Here is a 21,714-nt window from a genome sequence, read left to right on the forward strand (position 1 = left end):
GGCTTTTAAGACTTAAATAATTCTCTTAAACTATTTTCTAATCCATCAAAATACCGATTATTCCCAGCAGGTTTTCTTAAGGAATCACCAGCCACATACCACAAGCCATCTCCTGGATATACAGCAAATGAATGGGTGCTTTTCAATTCCTCCTTTGCTTTATCAGCTTGAAAATCAGCAATATAAACCGTATTCATTAAATCTTGTAAACGATCCCAATCCGAAATTGTTTTTAAGACCGATCCCGATTCTTGATACGTAAAAGTTAAATTTTCAAAGGATAATTCACCTTCAATTCTGACCCATTCATCCAATTCATCCTTAAATTGAAATCCTAAAAAGAGAGGCATTTCCCTTCCAGCAGTTTCAAAAATGGATTGTATGAATTCCTGTATTAAGTTTTCTTCAATTTCTAACATCCTAGGTACCTTGGTGGTAGAATTAGGGTATTCTAACATAATAAAAGGTTCCTCATCCTTAGGCTTACAAGATCCAGATTTATAGGTGTCAAAACGAGCAGCTAATCTTTGTTGCCAAGCAGCAGAAATACTTCCATTCCAAGTCCAAGATTCATCTGTAGGTAAACCCTCGGCAATCAATTCTTCTTTTGAGAAATCTTCTCGGTCGGTATATTGAATTTCTACTTCCAAAGAGGCTTCTGGAGTACCAAATCCTATAAATCGAATGAGTGATTCAAAGTGATAAGGAGCAGGAACGTTATTGGCGCTCTCATAAAATAAATTAAAATTAGTCATGGGCATGAGATTCTTTGGATGAAGATTGAAGATACAAAGCTACCGTTTTCAAGCTATCCAATTTACCATTTGAGTTAAATATGAATTTTGGAAGGCAAATAATCGACTTAGGTATTTGTTTTGAAGACAAATGCTGTAATAAATAGTGTTTTAATTGATCTCCCAGATCAAAGAAATTAGGTGATTCGATGAATAATACGGCTTTTTGTCCATAAAAATCATCTGGTATACCAGCCACAAAGGAAAGTGCTGAGATACCCTTTTCAAGAAAAAATGCCTGAATATATTTTTCGACTTGACTAGGTATAATTTTCATCCCACCCGAATTAATTATAAAATCTTTCCTACCCAAAATACGAAATCCTTGATCTGCCTTTAATTCTGCTAAATCATTCGTTTCTATCCATTGATTATTAGTCAATGGAGATCGAATACAAAGGCAATCCTCCTCATTCAGTTTTAATTCAACACCTGGGAGGGGGTGAAGATAGTCATCAGTTTTTAAAGAAATAGGACGATAGGCGATATGTGATACGGTTTCCGTCATACCGTAAGTAAGAAAAATAGGGAAATCTTGTTTCATGGCCAGATTCTCGATCTCCGCTGAAATGGCTGCACCTCCCACTAAAATTCCTTTGGCACCTTGGAAAGATGCTAAAAGTGAATCATGTTGCAAAATATATTGTAATTGTGGAGGAACTAGGGATGTCAATCGAATTGGAATATTTGAAGGTATTTCAGGCTGGTTACTAGGCTCTATAATGACGAGTTGTAAATCCCAAACTAGGGCCCTGACTACCACCATTACTCCTCCGATAAATTTGATGGGTAAACATAATAAAGCTCGATCTCCAGCCTCTAATCCAAGCCATTCGCCTGTTAAAAAAGCTGAATACTTCATTTGATCTCGATGGATCCGAATGGTTTTGGGCTGACCTGTTGAACCAGAAGTATGGAAGCTAAACCATTCATTTCCAGCTTTCCAAAGTCTACAAAATTCCATCACTTCTGCCTCGAAAGGAGTAGAAGGAGTAGGGAAGACATTTGACTTTGGAGAAATTACCAGCATATAATCGGTGAATCATTCCAAAATTAACCAAACATTCTCTAATTTTGAGGGTTACAGCTAGGATTTACCTTAATTAATTGAGCATGTCTGAAGATCCTTTCTTAAATCCCATTAATCCTGATAAAGTTGCCCAAAACCCTGGGCTTTTACCTTATGCGCATACCGCCGGGTCGGCTGTCATAAAGCCAGAAGATATGGGCAAAACCAAAGGGCGATCGGTAAAAGCAATGAGGCAACAGACGGATCGACAAATGAACCAGCTGTATGAGCAAATGGAAGTTTTGGCCAAACAAGCCAAATTATTAGCTGAGAGAAAAGAGATTTCAGAACGTATTTATGATGCAGCCATGGGTTTTGAACCCATCATTAGTGAAACCTATTACCTATATGAAAAAGAGAATGGAACGGATCTCTTATCTTTGGTAGCTCCACATGAATGGGGCCGTTCATTTAAGTATAGTCGATTTTTAGCCCAAGTAACTTTATTAGCAGACCATACCTGGGATGTGATTTATAACCAAGAAAACGAATAAGCAATGACATCTAATTTTCCCTGGAAAACGATCAAGGAGTACGAAGAAATTCTATTTCAACAATACAACGGAATCGCAAAAATTTCCATCAATCGTCCGCACAAACACAATGCTTTTACCCCTAAAACGGTACAAGAGATGTCGGAGGCAATGGAATTAGCTCGCCAAGACACCACCCTAGGTGTCATTATATTAACAGGAGAAGGAGGGAAAGCATTCTGCTCAGGTGGAGATCAAAGTGTAAGAGGTGATGGGGGCTATGTAGGCCAAGATTTAGTACCTCGTTTGAATGTCTTGGATTTACAAAGACAAATCAGAACGATTCCCAAACCGGTTATAGCCATGGTGGCAGGCTGGGCTATAGGAGGAGGTCATGTTTTACATGTGGTTTGTGATTTATCGATAGCGGCTGATAATGCGCGTTTTGGGCAAACAGGGCCCAATGTAGGTTCTTTTGATGGTGGTTTCGGAGCATCTTATTTAGCACGAGTGGTTGGACAAAAGAAAGCCAGAGAGATTTGGTACCTATGTGATCAATATGATGCACAAGAAGCTTTACAAATGGGATTGGTGAATAAAGTGGTACCATTGGATCAATTAGAAGCAACTACCATATCTTGGTGCGAGCGGATTTTAGAAAAAAGTCCTATTGCGCTACGTATGCTTAAATCTTCCTTCAATGCTGAATTAGATGGACAAGCTGGTATTCAAGAATTAGCCGGTAACGCTACTTTATTGTATTATTTATCGGATGAAGCAAAGGAGGGTAAAAATGCCTTTTTAGAAAAAAGAAAACCCGATTTCTCCAAATTTCCTAAATTCCCTTAATATGAACCATTGGTTAGTTAAATCAGAACCTTTCAAATATTCTTGGGATGATTTCGTTAAAGAGGGAAAGTCCGTTTGGGATGGAGTGAGAAATTACCAAGCCAGAAACAATTTGATGGCCATGAAAAAAGGCGATTGGGTGTATTTTTATCATTCCAATGAAGGCCTAGAAGTGGTCGGATTAGCCGAAGTAAGTAAGGAGCATTATCCTGACCCTACCACGGAAGATCCTCGCTGGGTGGTTGTGGAACTGATTCCAATACGGAAATTCACAAAAACCGTTACCCTTAAACAGATGAAATCAGATGAGCGTTTGAGCAACTTGGCCTTATTGAAACAATCTAGACTTTCAGTAACACCCGTTGACAAGCCCGAATTTGATATTATCATGAGCCTAACACAATAAGTATATGAAACGTTTTCATCAATTCAAGCTATTTTTAGGTTGCCTTTTGGTAACCGCATTGTTTCAAGCCAATGCCCAAATTGGGCAAAGAATTGAGTTCCCCGTAGGAGGTAAGGACTTAGAATCATTCACCATACCTATTGGAAATCAAGGTGTTATCATCCTTAATCAATTAGGCAAGCAGGAATTTAGTATTCAAAAATTCTCCACCAATTTGGAGCAAGTTTGGTACACTTCAGGAACAATCGACAATGGATTAGATTATGTAAACTATAGCTTTGATGGCAAATCCTTACATCTACTTTTTAGTCGATTTAAGAGTAATTCATACCAAATTGTTCGTGTCAATGTAGCTAAAGGTAGCTTTGAAAAGTTCCAAATCTATTCCGTTGATAGAATGGAAATTTCCAATTTTAAAGCCCTGAATGAATCTTTATTCATAGGAGGTATCGTAAATAACCAACCTGTTATCTTATTTACCAATCTAAAAGAACGTAAAACACGAATTCTTCCAGCGGTAGTAAAAGGACAAGCTGAAATACAATCCATGGATTTAGATTCCATCCAACAGCAGGTAAATGTGACCTATTCGGTGGGAAATCGGGCTAAAAACTATCAATTAATTATTAAATCATTTGATGAAGATGGCGGTCAAATTGGACAAATTGTCATGAATCCTAATGAGAATTTCGCCATGATGAATGCCAAGTCAACTCAATTGAATGATTCTTTACAAGTGATTGTGGGCACTTATGGTCATAAAACCACCATTGGGTCTTCCAAAGGACCAAGTTCACAAGGTATCTATTTCAATTCCTATTTAGATGGGGAATTGCTTCAATCTAAATTTCACAGCTTTACTAAATTCTCCAATTTCTTTAATTTTTTAACTCCTAAACAGAAGGAAAAACAAGAAAAGAAAATCAAGGATAAAGAAAGTAAAGGCGAGGATCTAAGATTAGATTACCGTTTATTGATCCATGAAATCATCAAAAAAGGCGATCACTACATTGTGGTGGCTGAAGCATTTTATCCAGACTATAAATACAATAATTTTGGTCCTTATGGCAGCATGATGGGCCTAGGTGGCTTTTATTCACCATGGAGCATGATGTATAATCCTTATCGCTGGGGTTATGGATATTATGGTTTGTATTCTCCATATTCTAGCTATTATAGTCCTTGGGGTTACCGTGGATACAATTATTATGGAAACCAACAGCAATTTGATGGATGGGTGTATACACATGCCGTGATTGTTGAATTGGATGAAAAAGGAGATTTACTTTGGGATCACTGCATCGACATGAAAGACCTAAAAGAGCCTAAATTGATTCAAAAAATTAAAACTTCCATACAAGGAGACCAAATTGTTCTGTCCTTTAATTTAGAAAATCAAATCATTACCAAGACCATCCGTAATCAGGGGAAATCGGAGAGTGAAAGTATTCAAAATATCAATACAGAAAATGAAGGTGATAAAATTAGAAGAAGTAGTCGTTCTGAATTGAATTATTGGTTTGGTCCATATTATTTAGCCAATGGTTACCAAACAATATCCAACGAAGAAGGTCGCCGGTCCGTATATTATTTAAATAAGATAGAAATCCAGAAATAATTTTGAAACAGTCTACATCCATTGCCATTGAAACTCCTCAATTTTGGGGTCAAAACTATCAGTTAATCGACTCAGGTGGATTTGAAAAGCTAGAGAAATTTGGAGAATTCACCGTCAGAAGACCAGAACCACAAGCCATTTGGGCAAAATCTCTATCCGAGCAAGAATGGCAAAAACTGAGTCATGCGCATTTCAAAAAGGAAAAAGGTAGCCAAGAACGTGGTCAGTGGGAAGTAAAAGGTAAAGTACCTGACAAATGGTTTATGCCTTACCAATCTGAACGATTACATCTATCTTTTAAAATTTCACTTTCCTCTTTTAAACATGTAGGACTTTTTCCTGAACAAGCTTCCAATTGGGAGTTTTTAGCTGAAAAAATTCCTTTATTTCAAGTACCTAATCCGAAATTTTTGAACCTATTTGCTTATACAGGAGGAGCAAGTTTGGTATGTCGACAAATGGGAGCGGAAGTGACTCACGTTGATTCGGTTAAACCCGTTTTATCTTGGGCTAGAGAAAATATGGAAGTCTCTAAATTAGATGGCATCCGATGGATGGCGGAAGATGCTTTGAAATTTGTTAAAAGAGAGGCTAGAAGAGGGAATTTTTATCAAGGTATACTCTTAGATCCTCCAGCCTATGGTCGTGGACCTGATGGAGAAAAATGGGTATTGGAAGAACAAATTGAAGACCTATTGCTATCTGTCAAAGAAATATTAGATCCTCAAGAACATCTCTTATTGAGTAATGTATATTCCTTAGGATTCTCCACATTGGTCGTAGAAAATCTCATGAATGGCATATTTGATGTGCCTGAGACGGCTGAATCTGGTGAGTTATATTTAAATGACAATAGCGACAAAAAACTTCCTTTGGGAGTCTTTCATCGCTATTACCATCGATTATAAATAAATCTAGTTTTTAGGGTAAATCGTTCCTTTAGCCGCCAATAAGGTATTTTTCATTAATGAAACAATCGTCATGGGGCCTACACCTTTAGGTACAGGAGTAATGTAGGAACATTTAGGAGCTACATCTGCGAAATCCACATCGCCTTTCAACGCAAAGCCTGATTTTTTGCTGGCATCTTCTACACGGGTCAAACCTACATCAATCACGACGGCACCCTCTTTTATATGGGCTGCTTTGATAAACTCTGGTTTACCCAGTGCGGCAATAACGATATCACCTTGAGCACAAATTTCTTCCAAATTTGGCGTTCTTGAGTGTGTCAGCGTGACTGTACAGTTACCCTGTGGATGATTTCTCTGCATCAAGATGGACATAGGTAAACCAACAATCTGGCTTCTACCTACTACCACACAATGCTTTCCGGCCGTTTGAATATTGTAATAAGCTAATAAATCCAACACTCCCTGTGGTGTAGCAGAAATATAGGCTGGTAATCCTTTGGCCATTCTACCGATATTGATGGGATGAAATCCATCTACATCTTTGGAAGGATGAATGGTTTCCATCACTTTGTCTGGATTAATATGATCTGGTAAAGGTAATTGAACGATCAAACCATCCATATCTGGATTATCATTGACCCCTTGTACGGCTGCCAATAAGTCAGTCTCCGTGATGCTTGGATCAAAACGTAAAAGGGTGGAAGTGAAACCTAATTCTTCACAAGATTTGACTTTATTCGCCACATAAGTTTCAGATGCTCCATTATTTCCAACCAAAATGGCCACTAAATGTGGGGCTCTTTGACCCGTTGCTATTAAATCTTGAACTTCCTTGGCAATCGAGGCCTTCATTGTTTCAGAAACAAATTTGCCATCAATAATCTGACTCATACCCTTAAATTAAATGTTAATATTACTTTTTTCTACCCTTTTTAGGAGCTGGAGCTTGTTCTCCTAACTCTAAACATTGTTCCAAAGTTAATTCGGCTGGATTCTGATCCTTAGGAATCTTCACGTTTCGCTTTCCAATTTGAATGTATGGACCATACATTCCATTGACAATCTTCACCTGATCATTTTCCGCAAATTCTTTAATGAATTTGTTTGCTTCTAAATTTCGCTTAGCTAAAATGATTTCTACGGCTCTTTCAGAACTCAAAGTAGCCAAATTGTCCGTTTTACCTAAGGAATAGTATTTACCGGCATGTTTAACATAAGGTCCAAAACGACCTTTTCCTGTAGAAATTAATTCATTTTCAAAAGTTCCTAAACTTTCCGCTTCGGCTACTTTCTGTGCTGATTCCAACACACGTATAGCTCCAGCCAAATCCAAAGTGAAAGGATCTTCCGTGTCTGGTAAACTCGTGAATTTACCATCAAATTTAATGTATGGCCCTAATTTACCTGCGCCAATCACGAGCGGTTTATCATCATGTATACCAACTTCTCGCGGTAATTTCGGACGTTCTAATAAAGCAATGGCTTCTTCCAAAGTTAAACTCGAGATAGATTGTTCCTTAGATAAATTAGCAAAAACGGGTTTTTCTTCTTCTCCTGACTCGCCTAATTGTACGAATGGACCAAATTTACCTAGTCGAACGGATATTTTCTTACCTGAAGCTGGATCTACTCCTAATTCTCTTCCACCGCCTACAGAACTACGAGAAATGGACTTACTATCTTCGATGGTTTGATGGAAAGAACCATAAAAATTCTTCATCAATTGAGTCCAGGCTAATTTGCCCTTGGCGACATTATCAAACTCATCTTCCATTTCAGCAGTGAAAGTATAATCCACTACTTCTTCAAAATTCTCAACAAGAAAGTCCGTTACCAAGGTCCCAATATGCGTAGGGAATAATTTTGCTTTCTCCGTACCTACTATTTCTGTATTCTTTTGACCAACAATCTCATCGTCTTTTAATATCCATGTTTGAAACTCGCGCTCTTTACCAGCACGATCTTCTTTCACAACATAAGCACGCTTAATGATCGTCGAAATAGTAGGAGCATAGGTAGAAGGTCTTCCTATTCCTTTTTCTTCCAAAGCTTTGACCAAACTGGCCTCCGTGTACCTAGCCGAAGGTCTAGAAAAACGCTCTTGAGCTTTTAATTCGGCTAATTCAAGCATTTGACCAATGGATAAAGGCGGCAGCATATCTTTATTTTCATCCTCCTCTTCTTCATCTTTTCCTTCTAAATAGGCCTTTAAGAAACCTTCAAAAGTAACCACTTCACCTTGAGCTATTAATAATTCTGAAGTGCTTGAAATCTGAATTTGAGCTGTAGTACGTTCAATCACAGCTTCCGACATTTGAGATGCAATAGCACGTTTCCAAATCAGCTCATACAAACGTTTTTCACGCGCATCACCTGAAATAGAATTGACTTCAAAATCAGTTGGACGTATGGCTTCGTGAGCCTCCTGTGCACTTTCACTCTTGGTTTTAAACTGTCGAGCATGATGGAATTTAGCTCCATAAGCTGCTTCAATTGCCGCCTTCGCTTTATCTCTTGCTTCTTGAGATAACATGGTAGAGTCAGTACGCATGTAAGATATTCGCCCTGATTCATATAATTTTTGAGCAATTTGCATAGTAGTGGCTACCGCATATCCCAATTTTCTGGATGCTTCTTGCTGCAATGTGGAGGTAGTAAATGGTGGAGCGGGAGATTTTTTGGCTGGTTTGGTTTCCAGACTCTTGATACTAAAATTGGCCCCAACACATTTTTTCAAGAAAGCTACCGCTTCTTCTTCTGTAGCGAAATTCTTAGGTAATTCAGCTTTCAACACCTTTTTACCAGGCAGATTAAATAAGGCTGAAATTTTATAGGTTCCGATACTTTCGTGTTTTTCAATTTCTTTTTCTCGTTCAACAATCAAGCGAACCGCTACTGATTGTACACGTCCGGCAGAAAGACCTTTTTGAACTTTCGACCAAAGTACAGGAGATAATTCAAATCCAATTAATCGATCCATGATTCGGCGAGCCTGTTGAGCATTCACCAAATCCATGTCAATTTTGCGTGGCGCTAAAATGGCATTTTGAATGGCCGATTTCGTTATTTCTCTAAAAACAATCCTTTTGGTATCGTCTTTTAGACCTAATGCTTCTTTTAAATGCCAAGAAATAGATTCTCCCTCACGGTCGTCGTCAGTCGCTAACCATACTTCCTCAGATGATTTAGCTAAACTTTTCAATTCCGAAATCACCTTCGTTTTATCTGGTGAAATCACATACGTTGGCGTAAAATCATGTTCTATATCAATCGCCTTATCGCCCTTGATAGGAAGATCCCTCACGTGACCAAACGAAGATTTCACCACAAAATCTTTACCCAAATACCCTTCGATGGTTTTAGCTTTTGCAGGCGACTCCACGATGACCAAATTTTTTGCCATTCTATTAAATTGAATAATGTTAACTAAAAAATGACCTCAAATATACTTGCTTAAAATGAATTTCTAGCGAATGATACAGAAGCAATGAAAAAAAATCTATTTGTTCTATTAATCTGGGATATTACCAATCCTGATTCTTGAATTAAGATTTAATCGTAATCCGACGTAATTAAATTGGCCATTGACAAAGCTAGCAATCGCCTCCAAGCGGAATATTTTTAATAAGCCATCCAATCCATAACCGACTTCTGAATACAAAAGTTTTTGATTTTTAATGTATACGGTATTGGCTATGAGTAATTCTTTAACATAAGATTTTTTCATACCTAAGATGGGCTTCAACCACAAATTAGAGAATTGAAATAAGGATAATCCTTCAATATAGGTACCAGCTGTACTATAAGCATAGTGGTTTACATTCAATCGTTGATTGGCTCCCGAAGTGAAATTTTGGTAGTAACCTACCAAACGATGCGAGGCCAGCATTTCTCCTGCTTGTACCAAATTCATTGTTCCATTGTAATGCTTAAAGTCAATGAAATTACTTGGAGCCTCTCCGATGAATGTACCCGCATTAATGATAAAGCCTGTTTTTATCCAAGGAGAAAGAGCCATATTTTGTAAATACGACAACTCGACCATGTTAAACTTAGCACTAGATTCAGCCACACCATTCCATCCTGCACGGTATTTAAAAAGTATAAGAGGAGAGGAACCCCATTCACTTTCGCGAATATGATTGCGGTAATATTGAGTTAAAAATGGTCTAAATCCGATTGTCAATTGACTGATAAATGCTTGATGGGTTGTAAATCCTTCTTGCGTATATTCCTCATTTTGAGGATTATTGGAAGTGAACTTACGATTCAGGTAATTGAACCAAAAATAATCTGTCGTATTATCCATTTGACTTCTCCTTGACCATTCAAGGCTAGTTTTAAGGAAAAATTTAGAAGAGAATCGTTTAATCATAGCCAAATTCCAAAATTCCTTTCGATAAATCTTCATTTGATTATTTTTCAACAAAAGTGTTGAAAGTGAGTTCATTTCAGGAGAGATGGAATTATCAGGATTCAATTGTTGAACAAAATCACCTTGAGCTATCGATATATCAAAGGAATCTGTTTTATACCTCAATTTTACATAGCCTGTATTTCGATTCAAACCGAATGAACGTCTCCCTAAAAATTCAGCTTCTAGAAAACGGTACCGAGCCCAACGCTTCCTAAATACTAAACCAGCATTAGCCACAAATCCTTCCACCGTATTAAAGTTGGAATCAAATACAGGTGATTTATAGTATATCTCAAAGGGATAAAAATCCTTTTGTCGCGGACCATAATAAAACGACTTAGAGAAAAGTAATTGATTTAACGAAAAAGGACTTTTTCGCAAGGTATCTATGGAGGTTTCCAACAAATCTGAAGTCATGGAACCTTGAAAAAATAGATCTCCTTGCATATTGTTTTTAATTTCCTCACGTTTGACAAAACGTACAGAATCCATAGTAATTAGACCACTTTGAGGGCGCGACTTCCATTTTCTTAGTAATGACTGATGAAAATTACCCAATAATTGAGTGGCAAATACTTCATCAAAACCTATTTCAGCAATATTCAGCCTTTCCTGAGATTGATTAGGAGTTTGAAATCCGACTTCTGATTTCCAAAGTTGAGGAGTCTGCTGCACTTCCTCTTGTAAGATGAACTCCCCATAATTACCCATGAGTCTCCCTGCCAAACTAAAATAAGCTGATTTAGGCAACCAGGCTTGATTAACCCATTGGTGTTGTAAATCCATGTGATAGAGTAAAGCATCCGATTCTACTTGTGCTTCCCAACGAATAATCCAACCCGTATTACTTAATGTTAACTTCCCAGAAAACAATCGGTCACCAGTAGAGCTTGGGCGAACTTCAAATTGATAGCCTTTTTGTCCACTCACTAGGGTATCACCCTGGTACATATATGAATAATAATCTCTTCCGTGATAATTGAGTGGTGAGACACAGTTTGTACCAATAAAGTCTTGATAAAAATCAGGCCAGAAAAATAGGGTAGGCCTTGGGTACTTTTTTTGAAAGCCTTTGACATCCATGATTTCATGCATCATTTGGTTCAAACTTTTCACATAGACCATAGCGTGAGTTTGATTTCCATACCATTGACCTTCTTGTATTCCTTCATTCTTTTTCAACCGATTTTTGGCCAAACCAATAACCTGATTGAAACGTCCTTTTTCTTTAGTAATAACTTCTGCAGAAAATTGTCCCATCAAAGCACTGTGAAGTGGTGCCAGTTCCATGGCCTTATTGATTAAAGAATCCATAGTATTGCTTTTTTGGCCGAATGCAAAAAAGCTTCCAGAAAAAAACAGGAGAAAACAAAAAGAAAAAAACTGCTTAAATCTCAAATTGGGCTTAACAATGGTTTTAACAAAGAGAAATTAATCGATAAAAAGTGAATTAACATGTAAAATTCATAAAAAACTGCTGCAAAGGAAATGATATTTACAAAAAGTGGCAAAAAGGTGACGGTAATCTATTAATTTTATGAACAATTTATTAAAACCAACATTGACTCATGGCCTTTGATATTGAAATGATTAAAGCTGTCTATGATCGCATGCCGGCTAGAATTGCCGCAGCACGTGCATTGACAGGAAAACCGCTTACATTGACGGAAAAAATTCTTTATAGTCACTTGTGGGAAGGTACTCCTTCCACCACATTTACACGTGGAGGTTCTTATGTGGACTTTGCACCAGACCGTGTAGCTATGCAAGATGCAACGGCTCAAATGGCCTTATTGCAATTTATGCAAGCAGGTCGTCCGCAAGTTGCCGTACCTTCAACCGTACACTGTGATCACTTAATTGAAGCAAAAGTGGCTTCGACCACTGATTTAAAAGTGGCTGTAGACAAGAATAAAGAAGTGTATGATTTCTTATCATCTGTTTCAGATAAATATGGTATTGGTTTCTGGAAGCCAGGGGCTGGTATTATTCACCAAGTAGTTTTAGAAAACTATGCATTCCCAGGTGGAATGATGATCGGAACTGACTCACACACAGTGAATGCAGGCGGTTTGGGTATGATAGCCATTGGTGTTGGTGGAGCTGATGCTTGTGATGTCATGGCTGGTTTAGCTTGGGAATTGAAATTCCCTAAGTTGATTGGTGTTAAATTAACAGGAAAATTAAACGGCTGGACTTCAGCTAAAGATGTCATCTTAAAAGTGGCTGGAATATTAACCGTTAAAGGTGGTACTGGATGTGTCGTTGAATATTTTGGAGAAGGTGCTACATCGATGTCATGCACAGGAAAAGGAACCATTTGTAACATGGGAGCAGAAATTGGTGCTACCACTTCTACGTTTGGTTACGATGATTCGATGGCTCGTTATTTAGAGTCAACAGGAAGAGCCGATGTAGCTGCTTTAGCGAACGGTATTCGTGAGCATTTAACCGCGGATTATGAGGTTTATGCAAATCCAGAGGCTTATTTTGATCAAGTGATTGAAATTGATTTAGATGCATTGGAGCCACATGTCAATGGTCCATTTACTCCAGATTTAGCTACGCCTATTTCTAAATTGAAAGAATTAGCTATCAAAAATAACTGGCCTACGAAAGTAGAGGTTGGTTTGATTGGTTCATGTACCAACTCTTCTTATGAGGATATTGCTCGTGCGGCTTCATTAGCTAAACAAGTTGCGGCCAAAGGTTTAAAAACCAAAGCGCAGTTTACCATTACTCCAGGATCGGAGCAAGTTCGTTATACGATCGAAAGAGATGGTTTTATTTCGACATTTGATTCCATTGGTGCTACGGTATTTTCAAATGCCTGTGGACCTTGTATCGGTCAATGGGCTCGCCCAGGTGCTGAAAAAGGAGAAAAAAACACGATTGTTCACTCATTTAACAGAAACTTTGCCAAGCGTGCTGATGGGAACCCAAATACCTATGCATTCGTAGCTTCACCAGAAATTGTTACAGCTTTAGCTATTGCAGGAGATTTAACATTCAACCCTCTAACTGACACTTTAACCAACGAAAAAGGGGAACAAGTAAAATTAGAGGCTCCAACAGGAGATGAATTACCAAAATTAGGTTTCGCTGTAGAAGATGCAGGATATCAAGCTCCAGCTGAAGATGGTTCAGGTGTCCAAGTAAAAGTGGCCCTTACTTCAGATCGTCTTCAATTATTAGCTCCCTTCTCAGCTTGGGAAGGAACCGATTTGAAAGGCTTAAAATTATTGATTAAAGCGAAAGGTAAGTGTACTACTGACCATATTTCCATGGCTGGACCATGGTTGAAATACCGTGGACACTTGGATAATATCTCCAATAATATGTTGATTGGTGCTGTGAATTTCTTCAATGAAAAAACAGATAATGTCAAAAACCAATTAACAGGTGTTTATGGTGCAGTACCAGATACTCAACGTGCGTATAAAGCAGCAGGAATTGGAACTATTGTTGTAGGAGACACCAATTACGGCGAAGGTTCTTCTCGTGAGCATGCTGCCATGGAACCACGCCATTTAGGAGTTCGTGCGGTATTAGTAAAATCATTTGCTCGTATTCACGAAACTAATTTGAAGAAGCAAGGAATGTTAGCTTTAACATTTGTCAATGAAGCTGATTATGACAAAATTCTGGAAGATGATAACATCAATATCCTAGGATTGAATGATTTTGCTCCTGAAAAGTCATTGACTATTGAATTAACGCATGCGGATGGAAGCACAGATAGTTTCCCTGTTAACCACACCTATAATGCACAGCAAATAGAATGGTTTAAAGCTGGAGGAGCTTTGAATATCATTCGTGCTTCGATTAAATAAGTATAAAATTGCAAAAGGGCGCAAAATTCACTAGTTTTGCGCCTTATTTCAGATAAACCAATCCATTGTTCCTTAATTTTTCCAAATGGCAGCGATTAATGCAGTAAAAATATTTTCAGGTTCAGCGTCCAATTATTTGGCCAAAGAAATTGCTAAATACTACGGAAAAGATTTGGGTGCAGCCACTACATTACACTTTTCAGATGGAGAAATGTCTCCAAGTTTTGACGAGTCTGTTCGTGGTTGTGATGTATTTATCATTCAATCTACATTTCCTTCAGCAGATAATCTAATGGAATTGTTGTTAATGATCGATGCAGCCCGAAGAGCTTCCGCACACTATGTTACTGCCGTTATTCCTTATTTTGGTTACTCTCGTCAAGATCGTAAAGATCGTCCTAGAGTGGGAATTGGGGCAAAATTGATTGCCAACCTATTGACTGCCGCTGGAGCTGATCGATTAATGACGATTGATTTGCATGCTGGTCAAATTCAAGGATTCATGGATTTTCCGGTGGATCATTTGGAAGGGACGGCAATTTTTATTCCTTATTTGAAAACATTAGGCCTTGATAATCTAACTTTTGCCTCTCCAGATGTAGGTGGTGTTGTTAGAACAAGAAACATGGCTAAGTTTTTCAATGCCAACATGGTTATTTGCGACAAACACAGAAAGCGTGCTAATGAAATTGCTTCCATGCAATTAATTGGAGATGTGGAAGGTGCAAATGTCGTATTAGTTGATGACTTAATTGATACCGGTGGAACCATGTGTAAAGCTGCTCAATTGATTATGGACAAAGGCGCTAAATCGGTGAGAGCCATTGTGACTCACCCTGTTTTATCAGGTAAGGCTTACGAAAACATTTCAAATTCAGTGTTAACGGAATTAGTTGTGACGGACACCATACCTCTAAAAGAAGAATGCGCCAAAATTAAAGTTCTTACCGTTTCAGAATTATTTGCCAAAGCGATCGGAAGAATCAGAGATCACGAATCTATCAGTTCATTATTTATTAAATATTAATTTCAACCGTTTTCAGGGGATAGCAGAAAGCGAAAGACTGAAAACATAACAAAAACAACATGAAAAAATTAGAGATTGTAGGGTTTAAAAGAGCGAATCTCGGAAGTAAGGGCGCGAAAGATTTGCGCACTGAAGCTTTAGCTCCTTGTGTATTGTATGGTGGAAAAGAGCAAGTTCACTTTGCTGTTCCAATGATTCTTTTCCGTGATTTACTTTACTCATCAGATGTTTACGAAGTAGCATTGAACATTGAAGGTGATTTATACCGCGCTATTTTACAAGATGCGCAGTTTCACCCAGTAAATGAAATGATATTACACGTTGACTTTTTAGAAATTGTTGATAGCAAACCTATAAAGATCGATGTACCTATCAAAATTATTGGTAACTCTCCCGGTGTAATTAAAGGGGGTAAAATGATCCAAAAGTTACGTAAAGTGACTTTGAAAGGATTAGCTGAAAACATTCCTGATTTCGTTACTGCTGATATTTCTGGTTTAGACCTTGGACAAACAGTTAAAGTAAATAAATTGGATGTGAAAGGATGTGAGATCTTGAATCCAATGTCCAATCCAGTTGCTACGATCGAAATCCCTAGAGCATTAAGAGGTAAATTAACTGCTTAATTCTAGGATTATCTTTCTGATAGAGATTCAAAAAAGCCTTCCAATTGGAGGGCTTTTTTGGTTATTAGGGATTAGTGTTTAGAATGAAAAATTAGGTTAATCCCAACGAAAGATTGGAACGTAGCTTGAGCGAAGCGGAAGGCGGATATTTGACCCTGAGCATAGGCCATGTGTGAAAGCGTCAAAGATTAAAGCCGTAAGCGGAGAGACAATCGGTTCTGCGGAGCAGAATTCGTCTTGGATTAACCGTACTCCTGCTGTTTTTTTTGTTTCTTTTTTTATGAAAAAAAGAAACACCATGAAAAGTAGTATTCCAATAATGTTAATGATAAAAGGAAACAAAATAAGCCAAACCTTTATTGTTTCATCATTTCACTAGGATTTTCTTTTTTTGAAAAAAAGAAACAAAAAAACTTCTTTTTTGTCGTCCAGCCAAGGCGGAAAGGAAATTGTAAATGATGAATTATAAATGGATGTAGCACTATACATTCTAAAAACTAATAACTAAACCCTAATAACTAATATTGCCGCTGCGTTCATCACATTTCGCTGGAGCTGGACGACGGAGCTCTCATTCTTAAGAAAATTCTACATTCTTCATTTTACATTCTACATTTCTAGGTTAATCCCAACGAAAGATTGAAACGGAGCTTGAGCGAAGCGAAAAGCGAATTCCGCTGAGCTGAACGACGTGATTCTCTTTCCAAAAATCTAATTTCTAATTCTAAACGCTAATCACTAAAAAAGGTCAACCCTTACGGATTGACCTTTTTAAAAAATAAAAAAATTAAAACTATTTCTTAGCTACCACTTTCATTACAATAGGGGCTTTCTCAACGTGAGAAACTTTACCGTCTGTTTTTGCAATGTATGGTGCAATAACCAAGGAAACAATCGACATTAACTTAATCAAGATATTCATCGATGGTCCTGAGGTATCTTTGAAAGGATCACCTACCGTATCACCAGTCACCGCAGCTTTGTGAGGCTCCGAACCTTTTTTATACGTTACACCATCAATCAAAACACCCTTTTCGAATGATTTTTTTGCATTGTCCCAAGCTCCACCTGCATTAGATTGGAATATACCCATCAACACACCTGAAACTGTAACACCCGCTAATAAACCACCTAATACTTCTGGTCCCATGATGAAGCCAACAATTACTGGTACCGATAAAGCAATAGCACCTGGCAACATCATCTGACGAATCGAAGCTTCTGTTGAGATAGCTACACATTTTTCATATTCTGGCTTAGCTTTGTATTCCATGATACCTGGAATCTCACGGAACTGACGTCGAACCTCATTCACCATTTCCATGGCAGCTTTTCCTACCGCTGAAATACACAATGCAGAGAAAATAAATGGAATCATTCCACCGACAAATAAACCAGCTAATACGTCTGCTTTATAAATGTCGATTTGTGTAATTCCTGAAATACCTACAAATGCACCAAATAGAGCTAATGAAGTTAATGCCGCAGAAGCGATTGCAAATCCTTTACCTGTGGCAGCTGTTGTATTACCAACCGCATCTAAATTGTCGGTACGCTCACGAACTTCAGCGGGTAATTGAGCCATTTCTGCAATACCGCCTGCATTATCAGCAATGGGTCCAAATGCATCAATAGCCAATTGCATGGCTGTTGTAGCCATCATACCTGCCGCAGCAATAGATACTCCGTAAATTCCAGCAAAGAAATAAGAGAAGTAAATACCAGCAGCTAAAACTAAAATAGGTAATACCGTAGACTCCATACCTACCGCTAAACCACCAATGATGTTAGTGGCATGTCCCGTACCTGATTTTTGAACGATTGAATCCACTGGGCGTTTACCCATAGCTGTGTAGTATTCAGTAATGATTGACATTAACGTACCCACAATAAGTCCTACAATGATGGAATAGAATACATCCATAGCTGTAAAACTAAATCCACGCAATACCAATGTTTCAGGTAAGATGAACTTGACTAAGAAATAAGATGTAATGAACGTAATAGCAATCGATAAGTAATTACCCGTGTTCAATGCATTTTGAACAGAATCCGTTTCATTCTTAATACGCACAAAGAACGTAGAAACTAAGGAAGCCAATAAGCCAACACCTGCTATTAACATCGGTAATAAAACAGGGGAGAAGCCGCCATAATTATCGCTTACTTCAATTTCCTGACCTAATACCATGGTTGCCAAAATTGTAGCTACATAAGATCCGAACAAGTCAGCACCCATACCAGCCACATCACCCACGTTATCACCTACGTTATCCGCAATGGTTGCTGGGTTACGCACATCATCCTCTGGGATTCCAGCTTCTACCTTTCCAACTAAATCAGCTCCTACGTCAGCAGCTTTCGTGTAAATACCACCACCTACACGAGCAAACAAGGCAATCGACTCAGCTCCTAAGGAAAAACCCGCTAATACTTCAATAGCCGTTTTCATCTCATTGGAAGTCAAAGCCTGACCTTGTGCAAAAATTTGATAAAAAGTAATGAATAAACCACCTAAACCTAAGATGGCTAATCCTGCAACTCCCATACCCATCACAGAACCTCCTGTAAATGAAACGGATAATGCTTTAGCTAAGGAAGTTCTAGCAGCTTCCGCTGTACGAACATTGGCTTTAGTTGCAACGATCATACCAATATAACCTGCTGTAGCAGAAAATATGGCTCCAATCAAAAAGGCAATAGCAATAAGTGGTGAAGAGTGAAATCCAGGTCCTTCCTGATTTCCTAACCATGCCAATAATATCGCTGTAGGAATAGCGAAATAGGCTAATATTTTCCATTCAGCTTTCAAAAAGGCTATCGCACCATCTGCGATATAGCCCGAAAGCTCTTTCATCGTGTCATTTCCAGCATCTTGCTTCGATACCCAGCTAAACTTCCAAGCCGTGTACAACAATCCTACTATTCCAAAAGCAGGAACTAAGTAAACAATTGAATCCATAAAGTGTGTTTTAGATTATTCCAAAAAAATTTGTTACAAAAATAAGAATTTTGGCGTATAAAACAACTAAAAAGGAAATCTAAGCAATAGCTTAAAACGCTCAGGAACCCAATTACCCACGGGATATGCCAGTTCCAAACCTAAAAATTTCCCAATACCCGAAACACCATAAACTAACTCTTGATAGGCATTTTGATTGGCACCTTGCAACATCTGAAGTCGGTTATATACCACATACTCGCGGATACCATATTGTGTCAACAAATTCCATTGACTAAACAACAACTTTCTAGGTTCCCACTTCACATGCATTTTTAAATGATTTTCTGTTGTACTAAATGCATAATAGGGTAATGCTCGAAACGACTGCTCATTGGCGCTAATAAAATTAGTCTGATTGCCATTAAAGTGCGTATAATCCAAGAAATTAGTTGCCCTTTGAAAATAGTTCACATAGGTCATCTGTAAATTCAATGTACCCAAACGAGCTAAATTGACAAATTGACTATACTCTAAATTAATACGTTGAAATTGATCATCGCCCGTTCCAAAAGCATAAATAATAGTAAATGTAGGTCCTTCACTATTATTAATTCTTCGCACACCATTATATCGGTTCCAAGACGCTTTAGGTTGCCAGCGAAATCCTATGGAACCTGCTAACTGATTTCCTCTATTGGGAATTTGATTTCCCCATGCCTCATTTATCGGCATATTGGCTTCAAAATGCTTATCCTGATTCAATATTCCATGGTTAACCGAATTAGTTAAAATTTCTCTATTTCGATACTCCATCATGGACAAAAACCGTAGGCTAGGAGTGAATTGGTATTGGTAATTAAAATTCACATAATTCTTTTGAAATAGCTTGACATAATTTTCTGATAATATCAACGCATACAATCCATTCAAAAAGGGTGAAATTGGATTACTACGATTCATTTGGAAAACATTACTTCCAACTTCCGCTTTAAAGTACTGTCTATTTTCATCGAAATTACGCTCTAAAAAAACATCCCCATTCCAGAAATGACGAGCAAATGCATATCGAATATTTCCGCCTAAAGCCAAATAATTATTTCTACCAAATCGATTTCGATAAGTTAAACTTCGGTCGAGATATAAGCCATCAACGGCATTAAATCCTGCGCCAAAACCACTTAAATTTAAACTTTTACCGATGGAGTTCTTTTCATAATTGTAAAATTTACCCGTATACAACTGTCCCCAATGAAATTTTGGCAATGCATTGATGGAATCCTTTCTTCGTTTATCTGCACCTGCGATCCATAAACTATCCGCTTCTTTATAACCCACTTTCTCTGACTCGGTTAAAGGAACTTGGCGCTCTTCCTCCCAAAAACTTTCCGATTTATTTCTCGACATGGAATCCACTTCAAACGTATAATCCGAGGTCAAACCATCCATTTTAGCCAAATTTTCTTTTTTCTCCAATTTGTCTACTTCCTTCAATACCTCTTTTAATTTCTTCCTAGTCAACTCCTTACCCAATGCATTTTTAGGATCTTTTACTTTTTCTTTATTAATCTCTTTGGCCAATTCTTTATTCAAGCGCTCTTCTATGAGGGCTGGTTTCACCACAAAAGCAGGATTTACTTTGATCTGATATTGCTTAATTTGCGTGATATACCTAAAATTGGCCTTAATCCCAAAGGCATCAAAATTCACGTGTGAATCATATTGGATAGGCATCCAAACTCCTTGAAACAAAGCGTTTTGTTGCGTGAACCCATATGAACCATTGGAATCCTTAAATCTCAATTGAAAAGAATAGATACTCCATGTGTCTTCTACGACTTGTATCGTTCCTTCAAACAAATCGTCATAACTAGCTTTCGGCTGTACTTGAATCTTACTGATGGTCATACCATCTTGTGTAAAACCACCCAAATAGGCAAATTTATATAATTGAAATGCTTGGGGACCAAATGGAGACCATAAACTTCCCCATACTTTGGGGCGATAAAAATTGGTTTGAGTTACTCGTAAATTCAGGCCTTGATTTAAAGCAGGTGGCAAATTATTTCGGTTAGAAATAACCTTTTCTTGCAATCTGTTCGGTTTCTGATAAGTAACTTGGTTGATGCCTTCTAATAAATAGGTACTTCCCACCTTAACTCCCATTTCTTTTTCTATCTTTTTCCCTCCCAACATTTTCACCAAAGAACTCACCTCTGTCACTTTTCCTGAACCTTTCACATAGGCCTTTGCTTCATAAGAATCCAATTCTTTTAAGTGAAAAGGAGCCATAGCGATCATTCGACGCATAATACCAATGGCTGGATCCTCTTTTAATCCTCCAACATTGACCTCTGCTAGGTTCACTGACTGTTCTTCCAAAACCACATCCAATAACTTATCGGAGCTAGCCGATTCCAATTCAATCGTATATGTTTTGGGACTATGTCCCAAAAATCGAAAGACTAGATTGTGTTTGCCGATACCCGTTTTAATCGAATATTTCCCATCTTCATTGGCTGTGGTTCCTTTATTCTGATTTGAAACCCAAACGGTGGCAAAAGGCATTAGCTCACCTTGCTTGTTTCGAATTGTACCATGAATTTGTTGAGCCTGTAAAGACAAAGCAAAAAGGAATAAAAGTGATAACGTGAAAAGTAGTTTTATAGATTTCATATTAGGGATTTACCACAAAAATAAACTGAGAATTTATAAGTAAACTTAATTTATGATAAAGGGTAAAATAA

At 37.9% G+C, this 21,714-nt stretch carries 15 protein-coding genes; 8 read left to right on the forward strand and 7 right to left on the reverse strand.

What is annotated here, in order from left to right:
• Positions 1 to 5 precede the first annotated feature (5 nt).
• Positions 6 to 755, reverse strand: a complete 750-nt coding sequence (locus U0R11_RS05340) for a hypothetical protein (protein WP_406750345.1) — start codon at positions 753 to 755, stop codon at positions 6 to 8.
• Complete coding sequence (locus tag U0R11_RS05345) at positions 748 to 1,824, reverse strand: AMP-binding protein (RefSeq protein WP_406750347.1); 1,077 nt, start codon at positions 1,822 to 1,824, stop codon at positions 748 to 750. The genes U0R11_RS05340 and U0R11_RS05345 overlap by 8 nt, the downstream gene beginning before the upstream one ends.
• Positions 1,825 to 1,907: 83 nt before the next feature.
• On the opposite strand from U0R11_RS05345, the gene U0R11_RS05350 reads away from it, so the two are divergent.
• Genes U0R11_RS05350 through U0R11_RS05370 form a run of 5 tightly spaced genes read left to right on the forward strand, consistent with a single transcriptional unit; the run spans position 1,908 to position 6,117 of the window.
• A complete protein-coding gene (locus U0R11_RS05350) occupies positions 1,908 to 2,357 on the forward strand; it encodes a DUF2452 domain-containing protein (RefSeq protein WP_166374005.1) in 450 nt (149 codons plus the stop codon).
• Positions 2,358 to 2,360: 3 nt separating this feature from the next.
• Positions 2,361 to 3,185, forward strand: coding sequence for a 1,4-dihydroxy-2-naphthoyl-CoA synthase (gene menB / locus U0R11_RS05355; RefSeq protein ID WP_406750349.1), 825 nt, complete (start codon positions 2,361 to 2,363; stop codon positions 3,183 to 3,185).
• Between the two features lies 1 nt (position 3,186).
• The gene (locus tag U0R11_RS05360; protein WP_406750351.1) at positions 3,187 to 3,591 is read left to right on the forward strand and encodes an EVE domain-containing protein; all 405 of its coding nucleotides are present in this window, start codon (positions 3,187 to 3,189) and stop codon (positions 3,589 to 3,591) included.
• Positions 3,592 to 3,595: 4 nt separating this feature from the next.
• Positions 3,596 to 5,209, forward strand: coding sequence for a hypothetical protein (locus U0R11_RS05365; protein WP_406750353.1), 1,614 nt, complete (start codon positions 3,596 to 3,598; stop codon positions 5,207 to 5,209).
• A gap of 2 nt (positions 5,210 to 5,211) precedes the next feature.
• Positions 5,212 to 6,117 carry a class I SAM-dependent methyltransferase gene (locus tag U0R11_RS05370; protein WP_406750355.1) on the forward strand — a complete coding sequence of 302 codons (906 nt, stop codon included), beginning with the start codon at positions 5,212 to 5,214 and terminating at the stop codon, positions 6,115 to 6,117.
• 6 nt (positions 6,118 to 6,123) lie between these two features.
• On the opposite strand, the gene U0R11_RS05375 is transcribed toward U0R11_RS05370, so the two are convergent.
• The 3 genes from U0R11_RS05375 to U0R11_RS05385 all read right to left on the reverse strand — a co-directional run bounded on the left by U0R11_RS05375 (position 6,124) and on the right by U0R11_RS05385 (position 11,854).
• Positions 6,124 to 7,014 (reverse strand): bifunctional 5,10-methylenetetrahydrofolate dehydrogenase/5,10-methenyltetrahydrofolate cyclohydrolase, encoded by an 891-nt coding sequence (locus tag U0R11_RS05375; protein WP_406750357.1) that lies wholly within the window; start codon positions 7,012 to 7,014, stop codon positions 6,124 to 6,126.
• Positions 7,015 to 7,036: 22 nt separating this feature from the next.
• The gene (gene topA / locus U0R11_RS05380; RefSeq protein ID WP_406750359.1) at positions 7,037 to 9,526 is read right to left on the reverse strand and encodes a type I DNA topoisomerase; all 2,490 of its coding nucleotides are present in this window, start codon (positions 9,524 to 9,526) and stop codon (positions 7,037 to 7,039) included.
• 108 nt (positions 9,527 to 9,634) lie between these two features.
• Complete coding sequence (locus tag U0R11_RS05385; RefSeq protein ID WP_406750360.1) at positions 9,635 to 11,854, reverse strand: DUF5686 family protein; 2,220 nt, start codon at positions 11,852 to 11,854, stop codon at positions 9,635 to 9,637.
• A 254-nt stretch (positions 11,855 to 12,108) separates the two neighbouring features.
• Between U0R11_RS05385 and U0R11_RS05390 the strand changes: the two genes are divergently transcribed.
• From U0R11_RS05390 to U0R11_RS05400, 3 genes are all read left to right on the forward strand, one after another.
• A complete protein-coding gene (locus tag U0R11_RS05390) occupies positions 12,109 to 14,373 on the forward strand; it encodes an aconitate hydratase (protein ID WP_406750362.1) in 2,265 nt (754 codons plus the stop codon).
• An 85-nt stretch (positions 14,374 to 14,458) separates the two neighbouring features.
• A complete protein-coding gene (locus U0R11_RS05395) occupies positions 14,459 to 15,400 on the forward strand; it encodes a ribose-phosphate pyrophosphokinase (RefSeq protein ID WP_406750363.1) in 942 nt (313 codons plus the stop codon).
• Positions 15,401 to 15,459: 59 nt separating this feature from the next.
• Positions 15,460 to 16,026, forward strand: a complete 567-nt coding sequence (locus U0R11_RS05400) for a 50S ribosomal protein L25/general stress protein Ctc (protein WP_406750365.1) — start codon at positions 15,460 to 15,462, stop codon at positions 16,024 to 16,026.
• Between the two features lie 793 nt (positions 16,027 to 16,819).
• Here the strand turns inward: U0R11_RS05400 and U0R11_RS05405 are convergent.
• Together U0R11_RS05405 and U0R11_RS05410 are read right to left on the reverse strand one after the other, a co-directional pair.
• Positions 16,820 to 18,988, reverse strand: a complete 2,169-nt coding sequence (locus tag U0R11_RS05405; protein ID WP_406750367.1) for a sodium-translocating pyrophosphatase — start codon at positions 18,986 to 18,988, stop codon at positions 16,820 to 16,822.
• Between the two features lie 66 nt (positions 18,989 to 19,054).
• Complete coding sequence (locus U0R11_RS05410; RefSeq protein ID WP_406750369.1) at positions 19,055 to 21,643, reverse strand: DUF5686 and carboxypeptidase regulatory-like domain-containing protein; 2,589 nt, start codon at positions 21,641 to 21,643, stop codon at positions 19,055 to 19,057.
• Positions 21,644 to 21,714: the final 71 nt, after the last annotated feature.

The organism is Aquirufa salirivi (assembly GCF_045310485.1).
Taxonomy (GTDB): Bacteria; Bacteroidota; Bacteroidia; order Cytophagales; family Spirosomataceae; genus Aquirufa; species Aquirufa salirivi.